Origin of the sequence: Mycobacterium sp. E2238 (assembly GCF_001672665.1) — a bacterium.
In the GTDB taxonomy this organism is placed as follows: Bacteria; Actinomycetota; Actinomycetes; order Mycobacteriales; family Mycobacteriaceae; genus Mycobacterium.
In genome coordinates this window covers 1-16,672 of the sequence record NZ_LZKF01000218.1, presented here as the reverse complement: position 1 = coordinate 16,672, position 16,672 = coordinate 1, and the positions used below count along the sequence as shown (strand labels likewise).

14 protein-coding genes are annotated in these 16,672 nt (G+C 66.9%); 6 read left to right on the top strand and 8 right to left on the bottom strand.

Annotation, left to right across the window (positions count from 1 at the left end; translation table 11 throughout):
- Positions 1-70 precede the first annotated feature (70 nt).
- The 3 genes from A5711_RS20115 to A5711_RS20105 are packed head-to-tail and all read right to left on the bottom strand — an operon-like array spanning position 71 to position 4,387.
- The gene (locus A5711_RS20115; protein ID WP_067949608.1) at positions 71-1,900 is read right to left on the bottom strand and encodes an FAD-binding oxidoreductase; all 1,830 of its coding nucleotides are present in this window, start codon (positions 1,898-1,900) and stop codon (positions 71-73) included.
- Between the two features lie 9 nt (positions 1,901-1,909).
- Positions 1,910-3,523 (bottom strand): benzoylformate decarboxylase, encoded by a 1,614-nt coding sequence (gene mdlC / locus A5711_RS20110; protein ID WP_067949607.1) that lies wholly within the window; start codon positions 3,521-3,523, stop codon positions 1,910-1,912.
- A 36-nt stretch (positions 3,524-3,559) separates the two neighbouring features.
- Positions 3,560-4,387 (bottom strand): alpha/beta hydrolase, encoded by an 828-nt coding sequence (locus tag A5711_RS20105; protein WP_067949606.1) that lies wholly within the window; start codon positions 4,385-4,387, stop codon positions 3,560-3,562.
- Between A5711_RS20105 and A5711_RS20100 the strand changes: the two genes are divergently transcribed.
- Positions 4,386-5,681 (top strand): CdaR family transcriptional regulator, encoded by a 1,296-nt coding sequence (locus tag A5711_RS20100; protein ID WP_082975780.1) that lies wholly within the window; start codon positions 4,386-4,388, stop codon positions 5,679-5,681. The genes A5711_RS20105 and A5711_RS20100 overlap by 2 nt on opposite strands.
- 144 nt (positions 5,682-5,825) lie before the next feature.
- On the opposite strand, the gene A5711_RS20095 is transcribed toward A5711_RS20100, so the two are convergent.
- Together A5711_RS20095 and A5711_RS20090 are read right to left on the bottom strand one after the other, a co-directional pair.
- The gene (locus A5711_RS20095; protein ID WP_067949602.1) at positions 5,826-6,683 is read right to left on the bottom strand and encodes an LLM class flavin-dependent oxidoreductase; all 858 of its coding nucleotides are present in this window, start codon (positions 6,681-6,683) and stop codon (positions 5,826-5,828) included.
- Between the two features lie 12 nt (positions 6,684-6,695).
- On the bottom strand, positions 6,696-7,451 hold the full coding sequence (locus A5711_RS20090) for an SDR family oxidoreductase (protein ID WP_067949601.1): 756 nt from the start codon (positions 7,449-7,451) through the stop codon (positions 6,696-6,698).
- Positions 7,452-7,518: 67 nt separating this feature from the next.
- Between A5711_RS20090 and A5711_RS20085 the strand changes: the two genes are divergently transcribed.
- From A5711_RS20085 to A5711_RS20075, 3 genes are all read left to right on the top strand, one after another.
- A complete protein-coding gene (locus A5711_RS20085) occupies positions 7,519-8,559 on the top strand; it encodes an Lrp/AsnC family transcriptional regulator (protein ID WP_082974385.1) in 1,041 nt (346 codons plus the stop codon).
- Positions 8,560-8,656: 97 nt separating this feature from the next.
- On the top strand, positions 8,657-9,142 hold the full coding sequence (locus A5711_RS20080) for an SRPBCC family protein (RefSeq protein ID WP_067949596.1): 486 nt from the start codon (positions 8,657-8,659) through the stop codon (positions 9,140-9,142).
- A gap of 90 nt (positions 9,143-9,232) precedes the next feature.
- On the top strand, positions 9,233-9,457 hold the full coding sequence (locus tag A5711_RS20075) for a deoxyribodipyrimidine photolyase (RefSeq protein WP_067949594.1): 225 nt from the start codon (positions 9,233-9,235) through the stop codon (positions 9,455-9,457).
- An 11-nt stretch (positions 9,458-9,468) separates the two neighbouring features.
- Here the strand turns inward: A5711_RS20075 and hisS are convergent, their stop codons facing one another.
- Positions 9,469-10,731, bottom strand: coding sequence for a histidine--tRNA ligase (gene hisS / locus A5711_RS20070; protein ID WP_067949592.1), 1,263 nt, complete (start codon positions 10,729-10,731; stop codon positions 9,469-9,471).
- Entirely contained in the window at positions 10,728-11,390 is a 663-nt protein-coding gene (locus tag A5711_RS20065) for an MBL fold metallo-hydrolase (RefSeq protein ID WP_067949589.1), read from the bottom strand. The genes hisS and A5711_RS20065 overlap by 4 nt, the downstream gene beginning before the upstream one ends.
- A 117-nt stretch (positions 11,391-11,507) precedes the next feature.
- On the opposite strand from A5711_RS20065, the gene A5711_RS20060 reads away from it, so the two are divergent.
- Positions 11,508-12,407 carry a peptidylprolyl isomerase gene (locus tag A5711_RS20060; RefSeq protein ID WP_067949587.1) on the top strand — a complete coding sequence of 300 codons (900 nt, stop codon included), beginning with the start codon at positions 11,508-11,510 and terminating at the stop codon, positions 12,405-12,407.
- Positions 12,408-12,534: 127 nt separating this feature from the next.
- Complete coding sequence (locus tag A5711_RS20055) at positions 12,535-14,268, top strand: protein kinase (RefSeq protein WP_082975782.1); 1,734 nt, start codon at positions 12,535-12,537, stop codon at positions 14,266-14,268.
- 3 nt (positions 14,269-14,271) lie between these two features.
- Here A5711_RS20055 and A5711_RS20050 read toward each other — a convergent pair whose 3' ends face one another.
- Complete coding sequence (locus A5711_RS20050; RefSeq protein ID WP_067949640.1) at positions 14,272-16,662, bottom strand: bifunctional (p)ppGpp synthetase/guanosine-3',5'-bis(diphosphate) 3'-pyrophosphohydrolase; 2,391 nt, start codon at positions 16,660-16,662, stop codon at positions 14,272-14,274.
- Positions 16,663-16,672 lie beyond the last annotated feature (10 nt).

Below are 16,672 nucleotides of genomic sequence, written 5' to 3'. Positions count from 1 at the left end.
GGCATAGGTGCGAGGTCGCCGGACGAGTCGCCCGTAGGTAGCGATGGCATGCATCTGCCAGGACATCGGCCTACCGTTCGACTGCGATCTTGAAGACAGCGCTGGTGATCGTCCCGAATGCGTTTCCGCCGCCGATGAACAGCCGTTTGGTGTCGTAGCCCGCGACGTCTTTCATGTTCTGGCCGCCGAAGCGGGCCGCGGCGGCACCGTCGGGCAGGACAACCTCGACACCGAGCAGTCCGTGGCGCACCTCTAGACGTTCATCGCCGGTAGCGTTGGCGATCAGTTCGCCGACGGTGCGGTCGAGGCCCTCTGTTGGGATGGCCGGGCAGGTCACACCTTGCTCGTGGAGTTTGCGCGACAGGTCGCCGAGGGTGACCGCGGCGCCGACCACCAGGTTCAAGTTGCCGGTGTTGACCTCTACCGTGGTGTCGTCGCCGTCGGCGTGGGGTGCGGAGTTCGGACGACCTTCGAGCGCCGCGCGCACGGCGGCCTCGAACGCAGGCAGCGGGGGTTCTTCCGGTGACGGTTCGGGCAGCATGATGCCGGGGTTGAACGTGTGCGCGGGATCGAAGACCCGCTTGAGGATGCGTTGAGCGGCGATCTCGACCGGGGTGAAGCGTTTGGTCATGAATTGGATTTTCTCGGTACCGACCCCGTGCTCGCCGGTGATCGTTCCATCCAGCTTCAACGCCGCTTCGATGATCTCGTTGTTGGCGGCCTCCAAAGCCGCGGGCGCGTCGGGGTTCTCCTTGTCGTAGAAGGTGGTCGGGTGGAGGTCCCCGTCTCCGGCATGTCCGGTCACGGCGATGAACAGCAGGGCATCCGAGTGTCGTTTGGCGGCGTCCTGGATTGCCTGCTGCATCTCCGGAATGTGTTGGCGTGGGACGGTGACGTCGCCGATGAAGAAGCCTTTGCCGCTGTGCACGACGGCGTCCGGGGCGTGGAGGCGCCCGTACCAGAGCTTGGCGCGGGCCTCGTCGTCGTCGGCGCGGCGCACCTCGGTGGCGTGTTGTCGCAGGACCTTTTCTACGATCGCGCCGTCGCGGTCGACCTCGGCGGCGGTCCCGTCGACGTCGATGAGCACGATCGCGTCGGCGTCGGTGGGATAGCCGGTGTCGGTGAACTGCTGCAGGCCGTTGATGCCGGCTCGATCGAGCCACTCGACCGCCGCGGGCACGGTCCCGGTCCGGATGATCGCAGAGATGGTTTCGGCTGCCTCCCGGGCGGTGTTGAAGCTGCCCATCAGGCTGCGAGTGACCGGCGCGATGGGGCGCAACGCGACGGTCGCCTCCGTGAGGATCGCCAGGGTACCTTCCGACCCGATCAGCACACCGAGCAGATCCGGGCCGTCGTCGGCCGCGCTGAGGTTGATCACGGTGCCATCAGCCAGAACCGCTTCGACGCTGAGGACGTGGTTGTAGGTAACGCCGTACTTGAGAGCGTGTGGCCCACCGGCGTTTTCGATGATGTTGCCGCCGACGCTCGCCAGATGTGCCGATACCGGGTCGGGTGAGAACACCAGCTTGTGCGGGGCTAACTGCTGCTGCAGATCGAAGTTGATGACACCGGGCTGGACTCGAGCCGTGCGAGCTGCCGGGTTGATGTCGAGGATCTGGTTCATCTGTGTCAGATCGATCACCACGCGGTCCGCGCCGGCCATGACTCCGGCACTGCAGTTCGATGCGCCGGCCCGGGTAACCAACGAAACGTGATGTTCAGCAGCAACTTTGACTGCGGCGACGACGTCGTCGCGACTGCGCGGGCGCAACACCAGACCGGGTTGCTGGCCGAAACCCCAGTAGTCTTCGGTGTGTTCAACCAGGGTAGCCTCGTCGGCGGCCACCGCGTCGCGGCCCTGAAGCGCCGCGGCGAACGCCGAAATGACCGTGTCATCCACTAATGTCTCCTAGCTGCCGAATCCCGCGGGCACGGGCGTCGTGCGGGCGTTGATCAGGGTGGGACGGTCGCGGTCGGCGATGCCGGCTTTGACCAGTTCGTACACTTCGTCGGAGCTGTGTGCTTCGTGGGCGTCGACGCCGTAACTGGCCGCGGTTCCCACGATGTCGAGTCCGGGAATGTCGAGCCCCGGGACATTCGGGGTCTTCTCCCAGACGCCGAATTCTTTGACCACGCCGTACTCGGCATTGGAGGCCACGACGATAGTGAGCGGGATGTTGTAGCGTGCCGCGCTCCACAGCGCGGTGATCGCGTAGTGGATGGAGCCGTCGCCCATCAACGACACCACCGGGCGGTCAGGAGCCGCGACTTGAGCGCCGACCGACGCCGGCAGCCCCCAGCCGAGCCCGCCACCGGCGGCCGACAGATGTGATCGCGGATTGCCCGGGCGGATGCTTTCGGTCATAACGATCTCGTTGCTGCCCGCTTCGCTGACCCACAGGGTGTCCGCGGGTGCGGCGTGCCCGACGGCGGTCCACAGGTCCGCCGGCTTGAGCGGCACCTGCTCCGACACCCGTTCGGGGACCGCGGCGCGCGGCGCGGGCGCGGCGCGCTGCGTGGGCTTGACCGCCGCCGCCAAGGCCCGGGCCGCGGTGCGAATGTCGGCGACGATCGCGTCACCAACGGGGGCGCGGGCGGCCTCGTCGGGATCGTTGGTGATCTGGATCAAGCGAGCTCCCTCAGGCAGGTACGGCCCGGGCACCAACGGGTAATAGCGGAACACCGGCGTCCCGATCGTGAGGATCAGGTCGTGGCCGGCGAGAAGCCCGGAGATCCAGCCCGCACCCGGAGGCAGCGCGCCGTGATAGAGCCGGTGATTTTCCGGGAACCCGCTCCAACCGGTCAAAGGTGCGGTGAATACCGGTGATTCGGTGCGCTCGGCCAGCTCGATCACCGCGTCGTAGGCGTCGTAGCGGTCGATGTCACCGCCGACAACGATCGCTGGCGACGAGGCGGCGTCGAGTTGTGCACCGACCTGTTCGGCCAGCTCGGTCGGGAAACCCGCCGCGTGGGTCACGGTGCGATCGCGGACCAGTGCGATATCGGCGAGCTGGCCGTCGGTCAGTTCGATCGGCATGTCGTCCATCGGCAGCGAGACGAACACCGGGCCCATCGGCGGGGTGGTGGCCAGGTGGATGGCCCGGGCCAGCACGGCGGGGGACTCGCTGGCGGTCGCCGGCTCGGCGGCCCATTTCACGAATGGCTTTGGTGTTGTGGTGGGTTCGTGATTGGTCAGCAGGCAGTACTGGTTTTGCATGTTCCGGCGCTGGTTGCCCGCGGTGATGATCAGCGGCGTCTTGTTGACGTAGGCGTTGTAGATCTGGCCTTGCGCGTTACCCATTCCAGGGGCGGTGTGCAGGTTGACCACGGCCGGACGGCGGGTGACTTGCGCGTAGGCGTCGGCCATCCCGACCGGGATCATCTCCTGCAGGCCCAGGAAGTAGCGGAAGTCGTCGGGAAAGTCTTGCAGCAGCGCCAATTCCGACGAGCCGGGATTGCCGAACCAGGTGGTCAGGTTGTGCGAGCGGAACAAGTCAAGGATGGCGTCGCGCACTGTGGTCATAAGTGATGGTCGCTTTCATGCGAGTGAGAAGGAGAGTTAGTCGAGTTCCCCGGGCACGGGGTTCAGCGCCCAGCTCAAGGCGAAGTCGGCGACTTCTTCCCATCCCGGTGCGCCGCAGGTGAAGTGGTCTCGCTCGGGGAAGAGTTTGTAGGCGGTGATCGCGGCCGAGTGTTTGGCGTTTTTCGTGTAGTTCTCGTGCTGCACCGCGGGCGGCAGGATGTGGTCGTGGCCGCCGGCGATGAACAGCAGCGGCGCGCGGTCGTCGTTGGCGAAGTTGTAGGTGGTGGCCGCGTGGGGCGTGACGTTGGCCAGGCCGCCCTGGAACAGGATGCGCGCCGGCACCGGAACCGCGTACCGCTCATAGGCGCTCGCAGAGTCGGCTTCGGTGAGCGTGTTGGCGAAGGCGTAATGGAATTGCTTCGCTGTGATGGGCACCGCGCGGTGCACGTTGGCGGGATTTTTCAATACAGGGAATGTAGCCCGAACCTCCGAGAACGGCAGCGCGTTGATGCCCTTGACGGCGGCGCCGTCGATGGACACCCCGGCCCGCCCGTAGCCGGCGTCGAGCAGCAGCTGCACGAAGGTGCCGCCGAACGAGTGGCCCATCAGTATCGGCGGTTGGCTCAGTTCGCCGATGATCTCGGCGAGATGGTCGAAGACTTCCCGCACCCCAAGGTCGGCCAGCGGAGAGGGGTTCTCGCGCAGCGCGGCGACCCCCGTAGGGCCGGGCGCCACACCCGGATAGCCCGGCGTCAAAACCGTGAATCCCCTGGCGCGGTAACGGGCAACCCAGTCCTCCCACGCAAACGGCGTCATCCACAGGCCGTGCACCAAAACGATGGTCTGATCATGGGCGGCGTTCATGACAAGAAGCGTGATCGTTGCGGGAGGACTTCACAATGAACGGCAGCCCAAAGTCGCGATCGTGCGCCTTGTGCCCAGGCACAATAGCGAGCGGCGCTTTACGATTCGCTACATGTTGCAGCAACGACCGCTGACCGTGCTCACCAATCGCGTGCGACAACAGTCGGGCGCAATCGTGACCAAGGTCCTCGCCCGGCTGCGCGCTGAAGTACCCGACTATTTGCCCATCGACGACGACAACGGCGAGACCGTTAGGGGCAACATCGCCGAGTACCTCGACGAAATGCTCGAATGGATCGACCGAGGCACTGACCCCGGCCACCACAGCTTCGATTCCGCAATTCATCACCGCGCCAGCCAAGGTCTGACGCAGTCAAGTCTGTTGCACGCCTACCGCCTCGGCGCAGCGACCATCTGGGACGAGCTCGCACGCCTGGCGGACATCGGCGAAATCGAGAAGGAAGCCCTCATCGCGGCGACACCGTCCATCTTCGCCTGGATGAACACCAATTCGCTTCGCGCACACGCGGTTTTCCGCGAAGTCGACATCCGCAACGCCCGACGCAACGAACAAGTTCGCGCCGCCCTGCTCGATACGGTGCTGTTCAACGAATCCAGCGTCGGGGCAGCGTTCTGGGACGCGGTCGCCGCCCTCGGTCTCCCGCGGACGGGGCAGCTCACGATCATCTCGGCAACCAGCGCTGAGCCTTCGGTGGCGCATTCGCCTCCCGACATCGAGACGCTGATCTCGGCGAACCCCGCTGTTCAGGACTCGTGGTTTCGTCTCACGTCTCATTCGCAATTGGGGGTCGTGTCGCTTCGACGGAATCGCGCGGACGCGCTGGACACCATCGCCGCCACCATCTGCACCGACATCCCCATCATGATTGGCCTCAGCAGCCCCTTCACCGAGGTCGCCGACTGCTCAAAAGCCCGCGCTCAGGCGCAAGTCGCTATGTCAGCCTCGTCGAACAGTCGCCCGAGTACTCGCTACAACCGCGACGTCATCGCGGTCTTGCTCGCCAGCTCACCAGACGCCGCCGCATCCGTAGTGACAACCACATTGGGACCGGTACTCGAGTTGCCAGCCGAACGGCGCGAACCACTCCTCACGACCGTCGACACCTGGCTACAGCGCGGCCAGTCCGTCTCGGCCACCGCCGACGAACTGCACTGTCACCGCAACACCATCAACTACCGATTGCGCCGATTCGCCGAACTCACCGGACGACCGCTGGCCGACAATATCTGGCTGGCTCAAGTCGCAGTGGCGCTGCAAGCCGCACGCAGCTAGTAGATAAACCGCGGTCGATCTGCGCGCCGAAAACTCTTCGGGCAGCTCGCGACTGCCTCCTCCGCGGTCCGGGTTCACGAGCTATTCGAACAACGCTCATGAGCTCGCCGAGCCCCGCGCAAACTCCTCTCGTGCAGCGGCCGCTCAGAGGACGGCGTCGGCAAGGCGATCCACCTGATCGACCCCTGCGACGCAGGGATGGAACACCAGCCCATTGAAACCGAGGTCGCGGTAGGCGCGCACGGTGGTCGCCGCGTCCTGCGGGGTGGTCAGCAGGTCGGCGACGTTGAGCGCTGCGTAGTCCGGCTTGAATCCGTAGTAGCGCTGTAGATGCTCCCGGCCGAGCCGGACAGTGTCCTCATCGCCGAACGCGAAGTTCACGCTGGCGTGCAGCCGCGGCTGCCCCGACCGGTCCGCCTCCCGCCACGCCGCGCGTGCCCGATCGGCGAATGACGCCTGATTGTCGTAGTCGCGCAGGGCGCCGGCCGACCAGCCGTCACCCATCGTCGCGACCCGGCGCATGGTGGCCTCCGACCGTCCCCCGAACAGGATGGGGATGCGCACCGGCCGCGGGCACAACCCCTTGTCGCCGGTGACCGGCGCGGCGCGCCACGCCTCGCGCAACAATCCGACCGTCTCGTCCAGAACCCGTCCCCGCCGGCCGAAGTCGGCGCCAACCGCCGCGTAGTCGTCTGTCCGGTTGCCCACACCCAAACCCAGGCTCAGCCGGTTGCCGGTGCCGTCCGCGATGGTGGCGAGCTGCTTGGCAAGCAGCGCGGCCGGGTAGAGGGGTGCCAGCAAAACGTTTGTGATCAAACCGATTTCACTGGTCGCGCCTGCGGCGAGGGACAATGCGACGATCGAATCGAGGCTTTCGTAGACCAGCCGGTCGATGGTGGCCAGGCTGGCGAACCCTCGTTGTTCCGCCCGGCGGGCCCAACGCACGGTGAGCGGACCCCGCACGTGGGCGATGTGGCTCGGCAGGCCAATTCCGATCTGCATGGGAATCCTCCGCTATTTCTGCATGGTTGTCTGATTGACGGCGGTGAAGATCTCGTCGTACGAGTCTTCGCGCGCGGCGAATCGCACGCGCCGAGCGGCATCGACCACGATCTCGGTGGCGCCCGGGTTGGATCGCAGCAACGAAATGGCCTCGGCGACAAAGGCATCCAACGCGACGATATGAGATGCATTGCCGAGACCGCGCTGAATGTCAGTCTCTACCCGTGGCGGGATGACCTCGACTACCTCAATCGCCGTGTCGCGCAGCTGGTGGCGTAGCGACTCGGTGTAGGAGTGCAGTGCCGCCTTGGTCGCGCAATACGTCGGCGTGACCGCCTTAGGTACGAAGGCCAGGGCGGAGGTGACGTTGACGATTGCGGCATCTCGCTGCGCGAGCAGAGTGGGTAGCAGTGCGGCGGTGAGCCGGATGGGCCCGAGCAGGTTGACCGCCACGGTTTCCTCCGCCGCGGCGGCGTCACCGGCCAGCAGGTCCTCGGTATGCATGATCCCCGCGTTGTTGATTACGACGTTCAGCCCGGGGTGGCGACCCGTCACTTCGGCAACCAGCCCAGCGATGCTGACCGGGTCGCTCTGATCCAGATGCACGCAGTCCATGCCGGGGTTGGCGGCCGCGGCGGCTTGCAGGACCTCGCGGCGCCGCCCGGCGATGATCACCCGGTTGCCCAGGCGGTACAGGGATTCGGCCAACGCTCGGCCGATTCCACTGCCTCCGCCGGTAACCAGGACGATGTTGCGTGTCAGCTTCATGGTGCAAGGCTCGCAGCGTCGGTGACGAAACAACCAGCGTACGGCTCAAAGTGTTGATAAATCCCCACTGGATGCCGAGATCCGCCTATCATTGCTCATGATCGACGCGCTGGACGGACAGATCCTGCATGCCCTACAGATATCGCCCAGGGTCTCGTTCCGCCACATGGCCGAGGTCCTCGGAACGACCGAACAGACGGTTGCCCGCCGCTACCACAGGCTGCGCCGGAACGGAGTCGTCCGGGTCGTGGGTCTGGAGAACCCGTGGGGTGACGGTGACGCCGATTGGGCGCACTGGGTCTGCCGGATACACGCCAAGCCCGACCGCATACCGCAGCTGGCCGACGCGCTGGTTCGAAACCCGGATGTCTCCCACGCCAACGTCCTTTCGGGTTGGACCGACCTGGTGTGCACCATCCGGGCACCGCTCGGCGACAGCCGCGACGACGTGTTGTTGAAGCGGCTTCCGCGAGCGGGTTCGGTCATCGACATCGGCATCGACGCGGTGCTGCACACGTTCGGGCGAGCCCCGAGCGCGCCGTGGACGGGCTACGGCCACAAGCTCACTGGCGAACAGGCCGAGCAAATCCTCGCTGTCGTCGACCGCCCGACAACCGGGCAGACGTGCCGGCCGACCCTCGAAGACCGTCCCATGCTCGATGCGCTGGCCGATGACGGCCGCGCCCCCCAGGTACGGCTGGCCGAGCGCACGGGCTGGTCGGTGGCGCGAGTGCGCAGGCGCTTGGCGGCGCTCGAAGCGGCCGGGGCGTTGCTTTACGACGTCGACGTGCTTCCCGAGCGCCTCGGTTACCACCTCAGCGCCATGCTCTGGCTGACGGTCGCGCCCCGGCACACACACCGTGTCGGGGAACAGATTGCAGCGCACGACCAAGTCGCGTTCGCCGCCGCCGTCAGCGGTAGGAAGAATTTGATGGCGGTGGTCATCTGCCGTGACGTCAGTGATCTGTACGAGTACCTTTCCAACCGCCTCGGGGCAATCGAAGAGGTCCTCACCTACGAGGTCAGCATCCGCACCCAGCGGCTCAAGCAACACGGATCGGTGATCGCGCACGGGCGGCTGATGAACCCGACCCCGCCCGCGCGCTGAGCGCGGTGCCGCGGCGGCCTAGAGGGCACCGAAAATGTCACAACGGTCGTAGAGTGAGCGACGACCCCGTCGTACCTACTCCGGCCGCGAGGCACCCATGACCGAACGCATCGAGGTTCAGCGCACCATCGCGGCGTCGGCGCCGGAAATCTTCGCGGTGCTCTGTGACCCGCAGGGCCACGTCGCGATCGACTCGTCCGGAATGCTGCAAAGCGCCGAAGGCGATCCGGTGCGCGGCGTCGGTGACCGCTTCGTCGTGCACATGGATCGCGAGTCATTGAACGACTTTCCGCAATTCGGCAAGTACGACGTCACCGTCGACATCACGGAATTCGAACAGGACCGCCTGATCGCGTGGACCGTTCTGGGCAAAATTCAGCCTCCGATCGGCCATGTCTACGGCTATCGACTCCAGCCCAGCGAAAACGGTGCGGCGACCGTGGTCACCTCGTTCTACGACTGGTCGAACATCGACCCCAAGTGGCGGGAAGCCGGAATTTTCCCGATTCTGTCCGAGGGCGCATTGCGGGCGACGTTGGGAATTCTGGATCGCACGGTCCGGCGCGGTTATCCGCGCGGATAACGCGTTTTCGGTGAGCGCCTAGACCCGACTGCGGTTTTATCGCGCATTCGGGTGGGTATGACGTTTGGGCCCCTCACGAAAGGACCCGACATGTTGCACTCGATGATTCTGGCGAGTTCGGACCCCGTCGCGGCCGGCTTCATTCTCCGCGGCATCAAGGGAATCTTTGTCGCCATCGGCAGCGTTATCGCCGCATTTATCTGCGCAATCATCGCAATGACGAAGGGCCGCAATCCGCTGGGGTGGGGAATTCTCGGCCTATTCTTCTCGATCCTCACGTTGATCGTCGTCATCATCATTCCGAGCAAGAAATAGCCCGACGGAGGCTACCGGTCTAGTCTCGAAAGAACCTCGGCGACAACAGAATCCGCCGCAACGGGCACCTGATCCCCCGTCGAGAGGTCCTTCACCCCGACCGTCCCCGACTCGATGTCACGGTCGCCGACGACCAGCGCGATGCGCGCCCCGGAACGGTCGGCCGCGCGCATCGCCCCTTTGAGGCCACGGTCGCCGTAGGCCAGGTCGACGCGCACGCCGGCGGCGCGCAGCCGCGCGGCCAGCACCGCCAGCTGGAGCTTGGCCCGCTCGCTCAGCGGCACGCCGAACACGTCGCAGCGGGTCGTCTCCCCCACGGTCTTGCCCTCGGCGCGCAGCGCCAGCAGGGTGCGGTCGACGCCCAGCCCGAAGCCGATGCCGGACAGGTCTTGCCCGCCGAGCTCGTGCATCAGGCCGTCGTAACGGCCGCCGCCGCCGATGCCGGATTGCGCGCCCAGACGGTCGTGCACGAACTCGAAGGTGGTCTTGGTGTAGTAGTCCAGTCCGCGCACCATGCGCGGGTTGATGACGTAGGGCACGCCGAGCGCGTCCAGGTGCGCCAGCACGGTGTCGAAGTGCTGCTTGGCGACGTCGGACAGGTGGTCGATCAACACCGGCGCGTCGGCCGTCATGGCCCGCACGGCCGGTCGCTTGTCGTCGAGCACCCGCAGCGGGTTGATCTCGGCGCGCCTGCGCGTCTCGTCGTCGAGGTCGAGCCCAAAGAGGAAGTCCTGCAACAGTTCCCGATACTGCGGGCGGCAAGTCTCGTCGCCCAGCGAGGTGATCTCCAGGCGGAACCCGTCCAGTCCCAGCGAACGGAAGCCGGCGTCGGCGATGGCGATCACCTCGGCGTCCAGCGCCGGATCGTCGACGCCGATCGCCTCCACACCCACCTGCTGCAGCTGCCTATAGCGGCCGGCCTGCGGCCGCTCGTAGCGGAAAAACGGCCCCGCATAACACAGTTTGACCGGCAACGCCCCGCGGTCCAGGCCGTGCTCGATCACCGCGCGCACCACCCCGGCGGTGCCCTCGGGCCGCAGGGTGACCGAGCGGTCGCCGCGGTCTGCGAACGTGTACATCTCCTTGGACACCACATCGGTGGATTCGCCGACGCCCCGGGCGAACAGGGCGGTGTCTTCGAAGATGGGCAGCTCGATGTGGCCGTAGCCGGCCCGGCGGGCGGCGGCCAACAAGCCGTCACGGACGGCCACGAACTGCGCGGAGTCCGGCGGGACGTAGTCCGGCACCCCCTTGGGCGCGTGAAACTCCGTCACGGGCTGAGGCCTTCGATGAACGGATTGAATCGCCGCTCCGCGCCGATGGTGGTGGCGTTGCCGTGACCCGGCAGCACCACGGTCTCGTCGTCGAGCACCAGGAGTTTTTCCACGATCGAGGTCAGCAGGTCGCGGCCGCTGCCGCCGTGCAGGTCCGTGCGGCCGACCGAGCGTTCGAACAGGGTGTCGCCGGTGAACACCACATCGTTGTCTCCCGCTACCCGGAAGACCACCGACCCACGCGTGTGCCCGGGCGTGTGGTCGACGTTCACGGTCACGCTGCCCAGGTCGAGCTTGTCGCCGTCGCGGTCCAGCTCGACGACCTGCTTGGGCTCGCGGAAAAAGGCACCCGCCATCAGCTGCGCCACCCGCGGACCCAGGCCGTAGATCGGGTCTTTGAGCATGAACCGGTCCTCGGGGTGGATGTAGGTCGGGCAGCCGAAGGTGTCGGACACCTTCTGCGCCGACCACATGTGGTCGATGTGTCCGTGGGTGAGCAACACCGCCGCCGGGGTCAGCCGGTTCTCGTCGAGGATGCGCCGCAGCGGGCCCATCGCCCGCTGGCCCGGATCCACGATGACGGCGTCCGTCCCCGGCCGCTCAGCCAGCACATAGCAGTTGCACTGCAACATGCCTGCGGGAAATCCGGTGATCAACACGGTTCCCAGTTTCCCACGGGCCCCACTTGACACCGGTCGCGGCGCCCACATTAGCCTGAGCTGGCCACTGACGCCTTTCGCGGGCACCCGACTTACCGACCATGGAGGCAGACGGCCGTGCCGACCAATGAACAGCGACGTGCCAACGCCAAGCGCAAGCTCGAACGGCAGCTGGAGCGCCGCGCGAAGCAAGCCAAGATGCGCCGGATCGTGTTGATCGCCGCCGGCTCGGCCGTGGCCGTGGCGGTGGTCGTCGCGGTGGTGCTCACGGTCATCAACACCAAACACGAGCACAAGAGCAACACCGCGACGAGCACGACATCCGCCGCCCCCAGCAGCTCGCCGGAGTCCACGACGCCCCCCGGGCCGACGCCGCCCGTTCCGCCGCTGCCGGCGTTCAAGCCGTCGGCCGACCTGGGTGCCAACTGCCAGTACCCGGCGTCACCGCAACCGGCCGCCAAAGAGGTCAAGCCGCCGCGCACCGGCAAGGTGCCGACCGACCCCGCCCAGGTGAGCGCCAGCATGGTGACCAACCAGGGTCGCATCGGATTGATGCTCGCCAACAACGAATCACCTTGCACGGTAAACAGTTTCGCGAGCCTGATCGGCCAGAAATATTTCGACAACACCAAGTGCCACCGGCTGACCACGTCGGCTGACCTGGGCGTGCTGCAATGCGGCGACCCCAAGGGCGACGGCACGGGCGGCCCGGGCTACCAATTCGCCAACGAGTACCCGACGGACCAATACCCGCCGAACGACCCGAAGGCGCAACAGCCGGTCCTCTACCCGCGGGGCACCCTGGCGATGGCGAACGCCGGTCCCGGGACCAATGGCAGCCAGTTCTTCATGGTGTACAAGGACTCCCAGCTGCCGCCGCAATACACCGTCTTCGGCACCATTCAGCCGGACGGGCTGGCCACGCTGGACAAGATCGCCAAAGCCGGCGTCGCCGGCGGCGGTGAGGACGGCGCACCGGCCTCCGACGTCACCATCACCTCGCTGTTGCTCGACTAAAGCCAAGCAGCGCAACGCCGCTGATTCGAATCGGGCGACCAACGGGTGGTCCACCGCTTAAGGTCGTTGCGTGGGGACAGAGTCTTTCGGGCAATACCAACTGCTGGACGTTTTGGGGCGCGGCGGCATGGGCCAGGTCTACCGTGCCTACGACTCCGCCACCGATCGGGTCGTCGCGTTGAAGGTGCTGCCCCCGAACTTGGCCGAGGATCAGGAGTTTCAACAGCGATTCCGCCGGGAGGCACGCATCGCGGCGAGCCTCAACGACCCGCACGTGGTGCCCATCCACGGTTACGGCGAGATCGACGGTCGGCTCTATGTCGACATGCGCCTGATCGAAGGCCGCGACTTGGTGCAGTACATCGAAGAGAACGGGGGGCGCCTGTCCCCCGAGCGCGCGGTGGCGGTGATCGAACAGGTTGCCGCCGCGCTGGATAGCGCCCACCAGGTGGGGCTGATCCATCGCGACGTCAAGCCGAAGAACATTCTTCTCACCCAGGCGCGCGACTTCGTCTACCTGATCGATTTCGGCATCGCGCGCACCCTGGCCGACACGTCGCTCACGCAGACCGGGCACACGATGGGCACCGTCGCCTACATGGCGCCCGAACGGTTCAGGGGCACAACGGATCACCGCGCCGACGTGTATTCGTTGGCCTGCGTGCTGCACGAGTGCCTGACCGGCAGGCGGCCCTATGCCGGCGACAGCCTCGAGGAACAGCTCAACGCGCATTTGAACACGCCGCCGCCGCGGCCGTCGATGACCGCCGCCGGTGTGCCCCAAGCCCTCGATGCGGTGGTCGCCCGCGGGATGGCCAAAGACGCCGAATACCGCTACCAGTCGGCGATGGAACTCGCCGAAGCCGCCCGGGCGGCGCTGGCCGCCCCGGCCGCGACGGCGGCGTGGAGCCCCCCGCCGGCGCCACCGGCATCGCCACCGGGGCCACCGGCCCCGCAGGAACCGACGCAGGACTTCCCCCCGACGGGCGCCAACCTCGGCGCCGGCCCGCCGTATCGCCCGCCGACGCATTCCCGGCGGCTGCTGCTGGGCATCGTCGGCGCGTCGGCCCTGGCGCTGGCCGCGGTGGTGGCGTTGGTCATCGCGTTGGTGAGCCAGAGCGACGACTCGGCCGGCAGCGCGGCATCGAGCACCCCGACCCGCGCCCGCGTTCCCAACCGGCCGGGATCGAGTTCCGGACCGACCGCGCAGGCAACGGGGACCGTGCCGCCGCTGCCGGCGTTCGCCCCGCCGGCCGATCTGGGCGCCAACTGCCAATACCCGAGCGCGCCGGACGCCGTCGTCAAGCCCGTCAGCCCGCCCCCGACCGGCAGGGTCTCCACCGAACCCGCGCAGATCCCGGCCACCGTTTCGACCAACCTGGGCGACATCGGCATCGAGCTCGCCAACAACGAATCCCCGTGCACGGTCAACAGCTTCGTCAGCCTCGCCAAGCAGCAATTCTTCGACAACACCCAGTGCGCCCGGCTGATCAACTCGACCGACGGAGGGTCGCTGCTGTGCGGCGGCCCCGACGCGGACGGCGCCGGTGGCCCCGGCTATCAATTCGCCGACGAATACCCCACCAACCAATACCCGGCCGGTGACCCCGCGCTGCGGGCGACGGTGGTGTACCCGCGCGGCACCGTGATCATGGCCACCGAGGGTCCCAACACCAACGGCAGCCAATTCGTACTGGTGTTCCGGGATTCGGAATTGGAGCCGCAGAGCACGGTGTTCGGCACCATCAGCCAGGCGGGCCTGGCGGTCCTCGACAAGATCGCCCAGGCGGGCATCGCAGGCAACCGGCAGAGCGGGGCTCCGACCAACCCGGTCACGATCAACTCGGTGCGGATCGGCTGAGCCTCAGGCGGCGGACGTCACGCGGTAGACGTCGAAAACGCCTTCGACGTTGCGCACCACGTTGAGCAGATGCCCGAGATGCTTCGGGTCGCCCATCTCGAAGGTGAACCGGCTGACCGCCACCCGGTCGTTGGAGGTGGTCACCGAAGCCGACAGGATGTTGACCTTCTCGTCGGCCAGCACCCGCGTGACGTCGGAGAGCAGCCGGTGCCGGTCGAGCGCCTCGACCTGGATGGCCACCAGGAACACCGACGACGGCGAAGGCGCCCAGTGCACCTCGATGATGCGCTCGGCCTGCTGCTGCAGCGACGCGGCGTTGGTGCAGTCGGTGCGGTGCACGCTCACTCCCCCGCCGCGGGTGACGAAGCCCATGATCTGGTCGCCGGGCACGGGCGTGCAGCACTTGGCCAGCTTGGACAGCACGCCTGGGGCGCCGGGAACCGAGACGCCGACGTCGTCGCTGCTGCGCGGGCGGCGCAGCATGGTCGTCGGCGTGGACCGTTCGGCGAGATCCTCCTCGGCCTGGTCGATCCCTCCCAGCTCGGCCAGCAGCCGCTGCACGACATGGCGCGCCGACACGTGGCCCTCGCCGATCGCGGTGTAGAGCGCGGACACGTCCGCGTAGTGCAGCTCGCGGGCCACCGCGGCCATGGATTCGGCGTTGACCAAGCGCTGCAACGGAAGTCCGCCGCGGCGCACCTCGCGGGCCATGGCCTCCTTGCCGGCCTCCAGCGCCTCCTCACGCCGCTCCTTGGCGAACCACTGCCGGATCTTCGCCTTGGCGCGCGGCGACACCACGAACTGCTGCCAGTCCCGCGACGGCCCGGCGTTGGGCGCCTTCGAGGTGAAAACCTCGACGACTTCGCCGTTTTCCAGCTTTCGTTCCAGCGCCACCAGCCGCCCGTTGACCCTGGCACCGATGCAGCGGTGGCCGACCTCGGTGTGCACGGCGTAGGCGAAATCGATCGGCGTCGACCCGTTCGGCAGGGTGATCACATCGCCCTTGGGGGTGAACACGAAGATCTCTTGCACCGCAAGGTCGTAGCGCAACGACTCCAGGAACTCGCCCGGGTCGGCGGCCTCCCGCTGCCAGTCGAGCAGTTGGCGCATCCAGGCCATGTCGTCGATCTCGGCGGCGGCGTGCGGATGCGGAACCCCGTTGCGGCCCTTGGCTTCCTTGTAGCGCCAGTGCGCGGCGATGCCGTACTCGGCGGTGCGGTGCATGTCCCGGGTGCGGATCTGCACCTCCAGCGGCTTGCCTTCCGGTCCGACGACGGTGGTGTGCAACGACTGGTATACGCCGTATCTGGGCTGGGCGATGTAGTCCTTGAACCGGCCCGCCATCGGCTGCCACAACGAATGCACCACGCCGACAGCGGCATAGCAGTCCCGGATCTCGTCGCAGAGGATCCGGATGCCGACCAGGTCGTGGATGTCGTCGAAGTCGCGTCCCTTGACGATCATCTTCTGATAGATCGACCAGTAGTGCTTGGGCCGACCCTCCACCGTCGCCTTGATCTTCGACGCGCCCAGGGTATTGGTGATCTCGGCGCGGACCTTGGCCAGGTAGGTGTCCCGGGACGGCGCGCGGCCGGCGACCAGGCGGACGATCTCGTCGTACTTCTTCGGATGCAGGATCGCAAAGGACAGGTCTTCGAGTTCCCACTTGACGCTGGCCATACCAAGCCGATGAGCAAGGGGCGCAATGACTTCCAGCGTCTCGCGGGCCTTGCGCGCCTGCTTCTCCGGCGGCAGGAAGCGCATGGTGCGCATGTTGTGCAGCCGGTCGGCGACCTTGATCACCAGCACCCGGGGGTCGCGGGCCATCGCGGTAATCATCTTGCGGATGGTCTCGCCCTCGGCGGCGGTGCCCAGCACCACCCGATCCAGCTTGGTCACGCCGTCGACGAGGTGGCCCACCTCCTCGCCGAACTCCTCGCTCAAAGCCTCCAGCGTGTAGCCGGTGTCCTCGATGGTGTCGTGCAGCAGGGCGGCCACCAAAGTGGTGGTGTCCATGCCCAATTCGGCGAGGATGTTGGCGACGGCCAGGGGGTGGGTGATGTACGGATCACCGGAATGGCGAAACTGCGTGGCGTGCCGCTGGTCGGCGACCTCGAAGGCGCGCTGCAGCAACGACAGGTTGGCCTTCGGATAGATCTCGCGGTGCACCGCCACGAGCGGTTCGAGCACCGGGTTGAGCGTGGTGCGCTGGGCGGTCATCCGCCGGGCCAGCCGGGCCCGCACCCGGCGCGACGCGCTGCTGGGGGTTTTCAGCGTCTCGGTCGGCGGATCCGGCGGCTCGGCCTGCGCCGTTACCGGCTCCCCGACCAGCAGCGCGTCGCCGACGTCAGTGGGCGCGTCAAGCGCCTGCGCCGCGCTCTTGTCGTCCGCCACGTTGGTCACC

Bases quoted from the DNA above. Each gene is read 5' to 3' on its own strand.
- A5711_RS20080 (WP_067949596.1), top strand. From the start codon at position 8,657: ATGACCGAACGCATCGAGGTTCAGCGCACCATCGCGGCGTCGGCGCCG.
- A5711_RS20100 (WP_082975780.1), top strand. From the start codon at position 4,386: ATGACAAGAAGCGTGATCGTTGCGGGAGGACTTCACAATGAACGGCAG.
- A5711_RS20075 (WP_067949594.1), top strand. From the start codon at position 9,233: ATGTTGCACTCGATGATTCTGGCGAGTTCGGACCCCGTCGCGGCCGGC.
- A5711_RS20055 (WP_082975782.1), top strand. From the start codon at position 12,535: ATGGGCCAGGTCTACCGTGCCTACGACTCCGCCACCGATCGGGTCGTC.
- A5711_RS20095 (WP_067949602.1), bottom strand. From the start codon at position 6,683: ATGCAGATCGGAATTGGCCTGCCGAGCCACATCGCCCACGTGCGGGGT.
- A5711_RS20090 (WP_067949601.1), bottom strand. From the start codon at position 7,451: ATGAAGCTGACACGCAACATCGTCCTGGTTACCGGCGGAGGCAGTGGA.
- A5711_RS20105 (WP_067949606.1), bottom strand. From the start codon at position 4,387: ATGAACGCCGCCCATGATCAGACCATCGTTTTGGTGCACGGCCTGTGG.
- mdlC (WP_067949607.1), bottom strand. From the start codon at position 3,523: ATGACCACAGTGCGCGACGCCATCCTTGACTTGTTCCGCTCGCACAAC.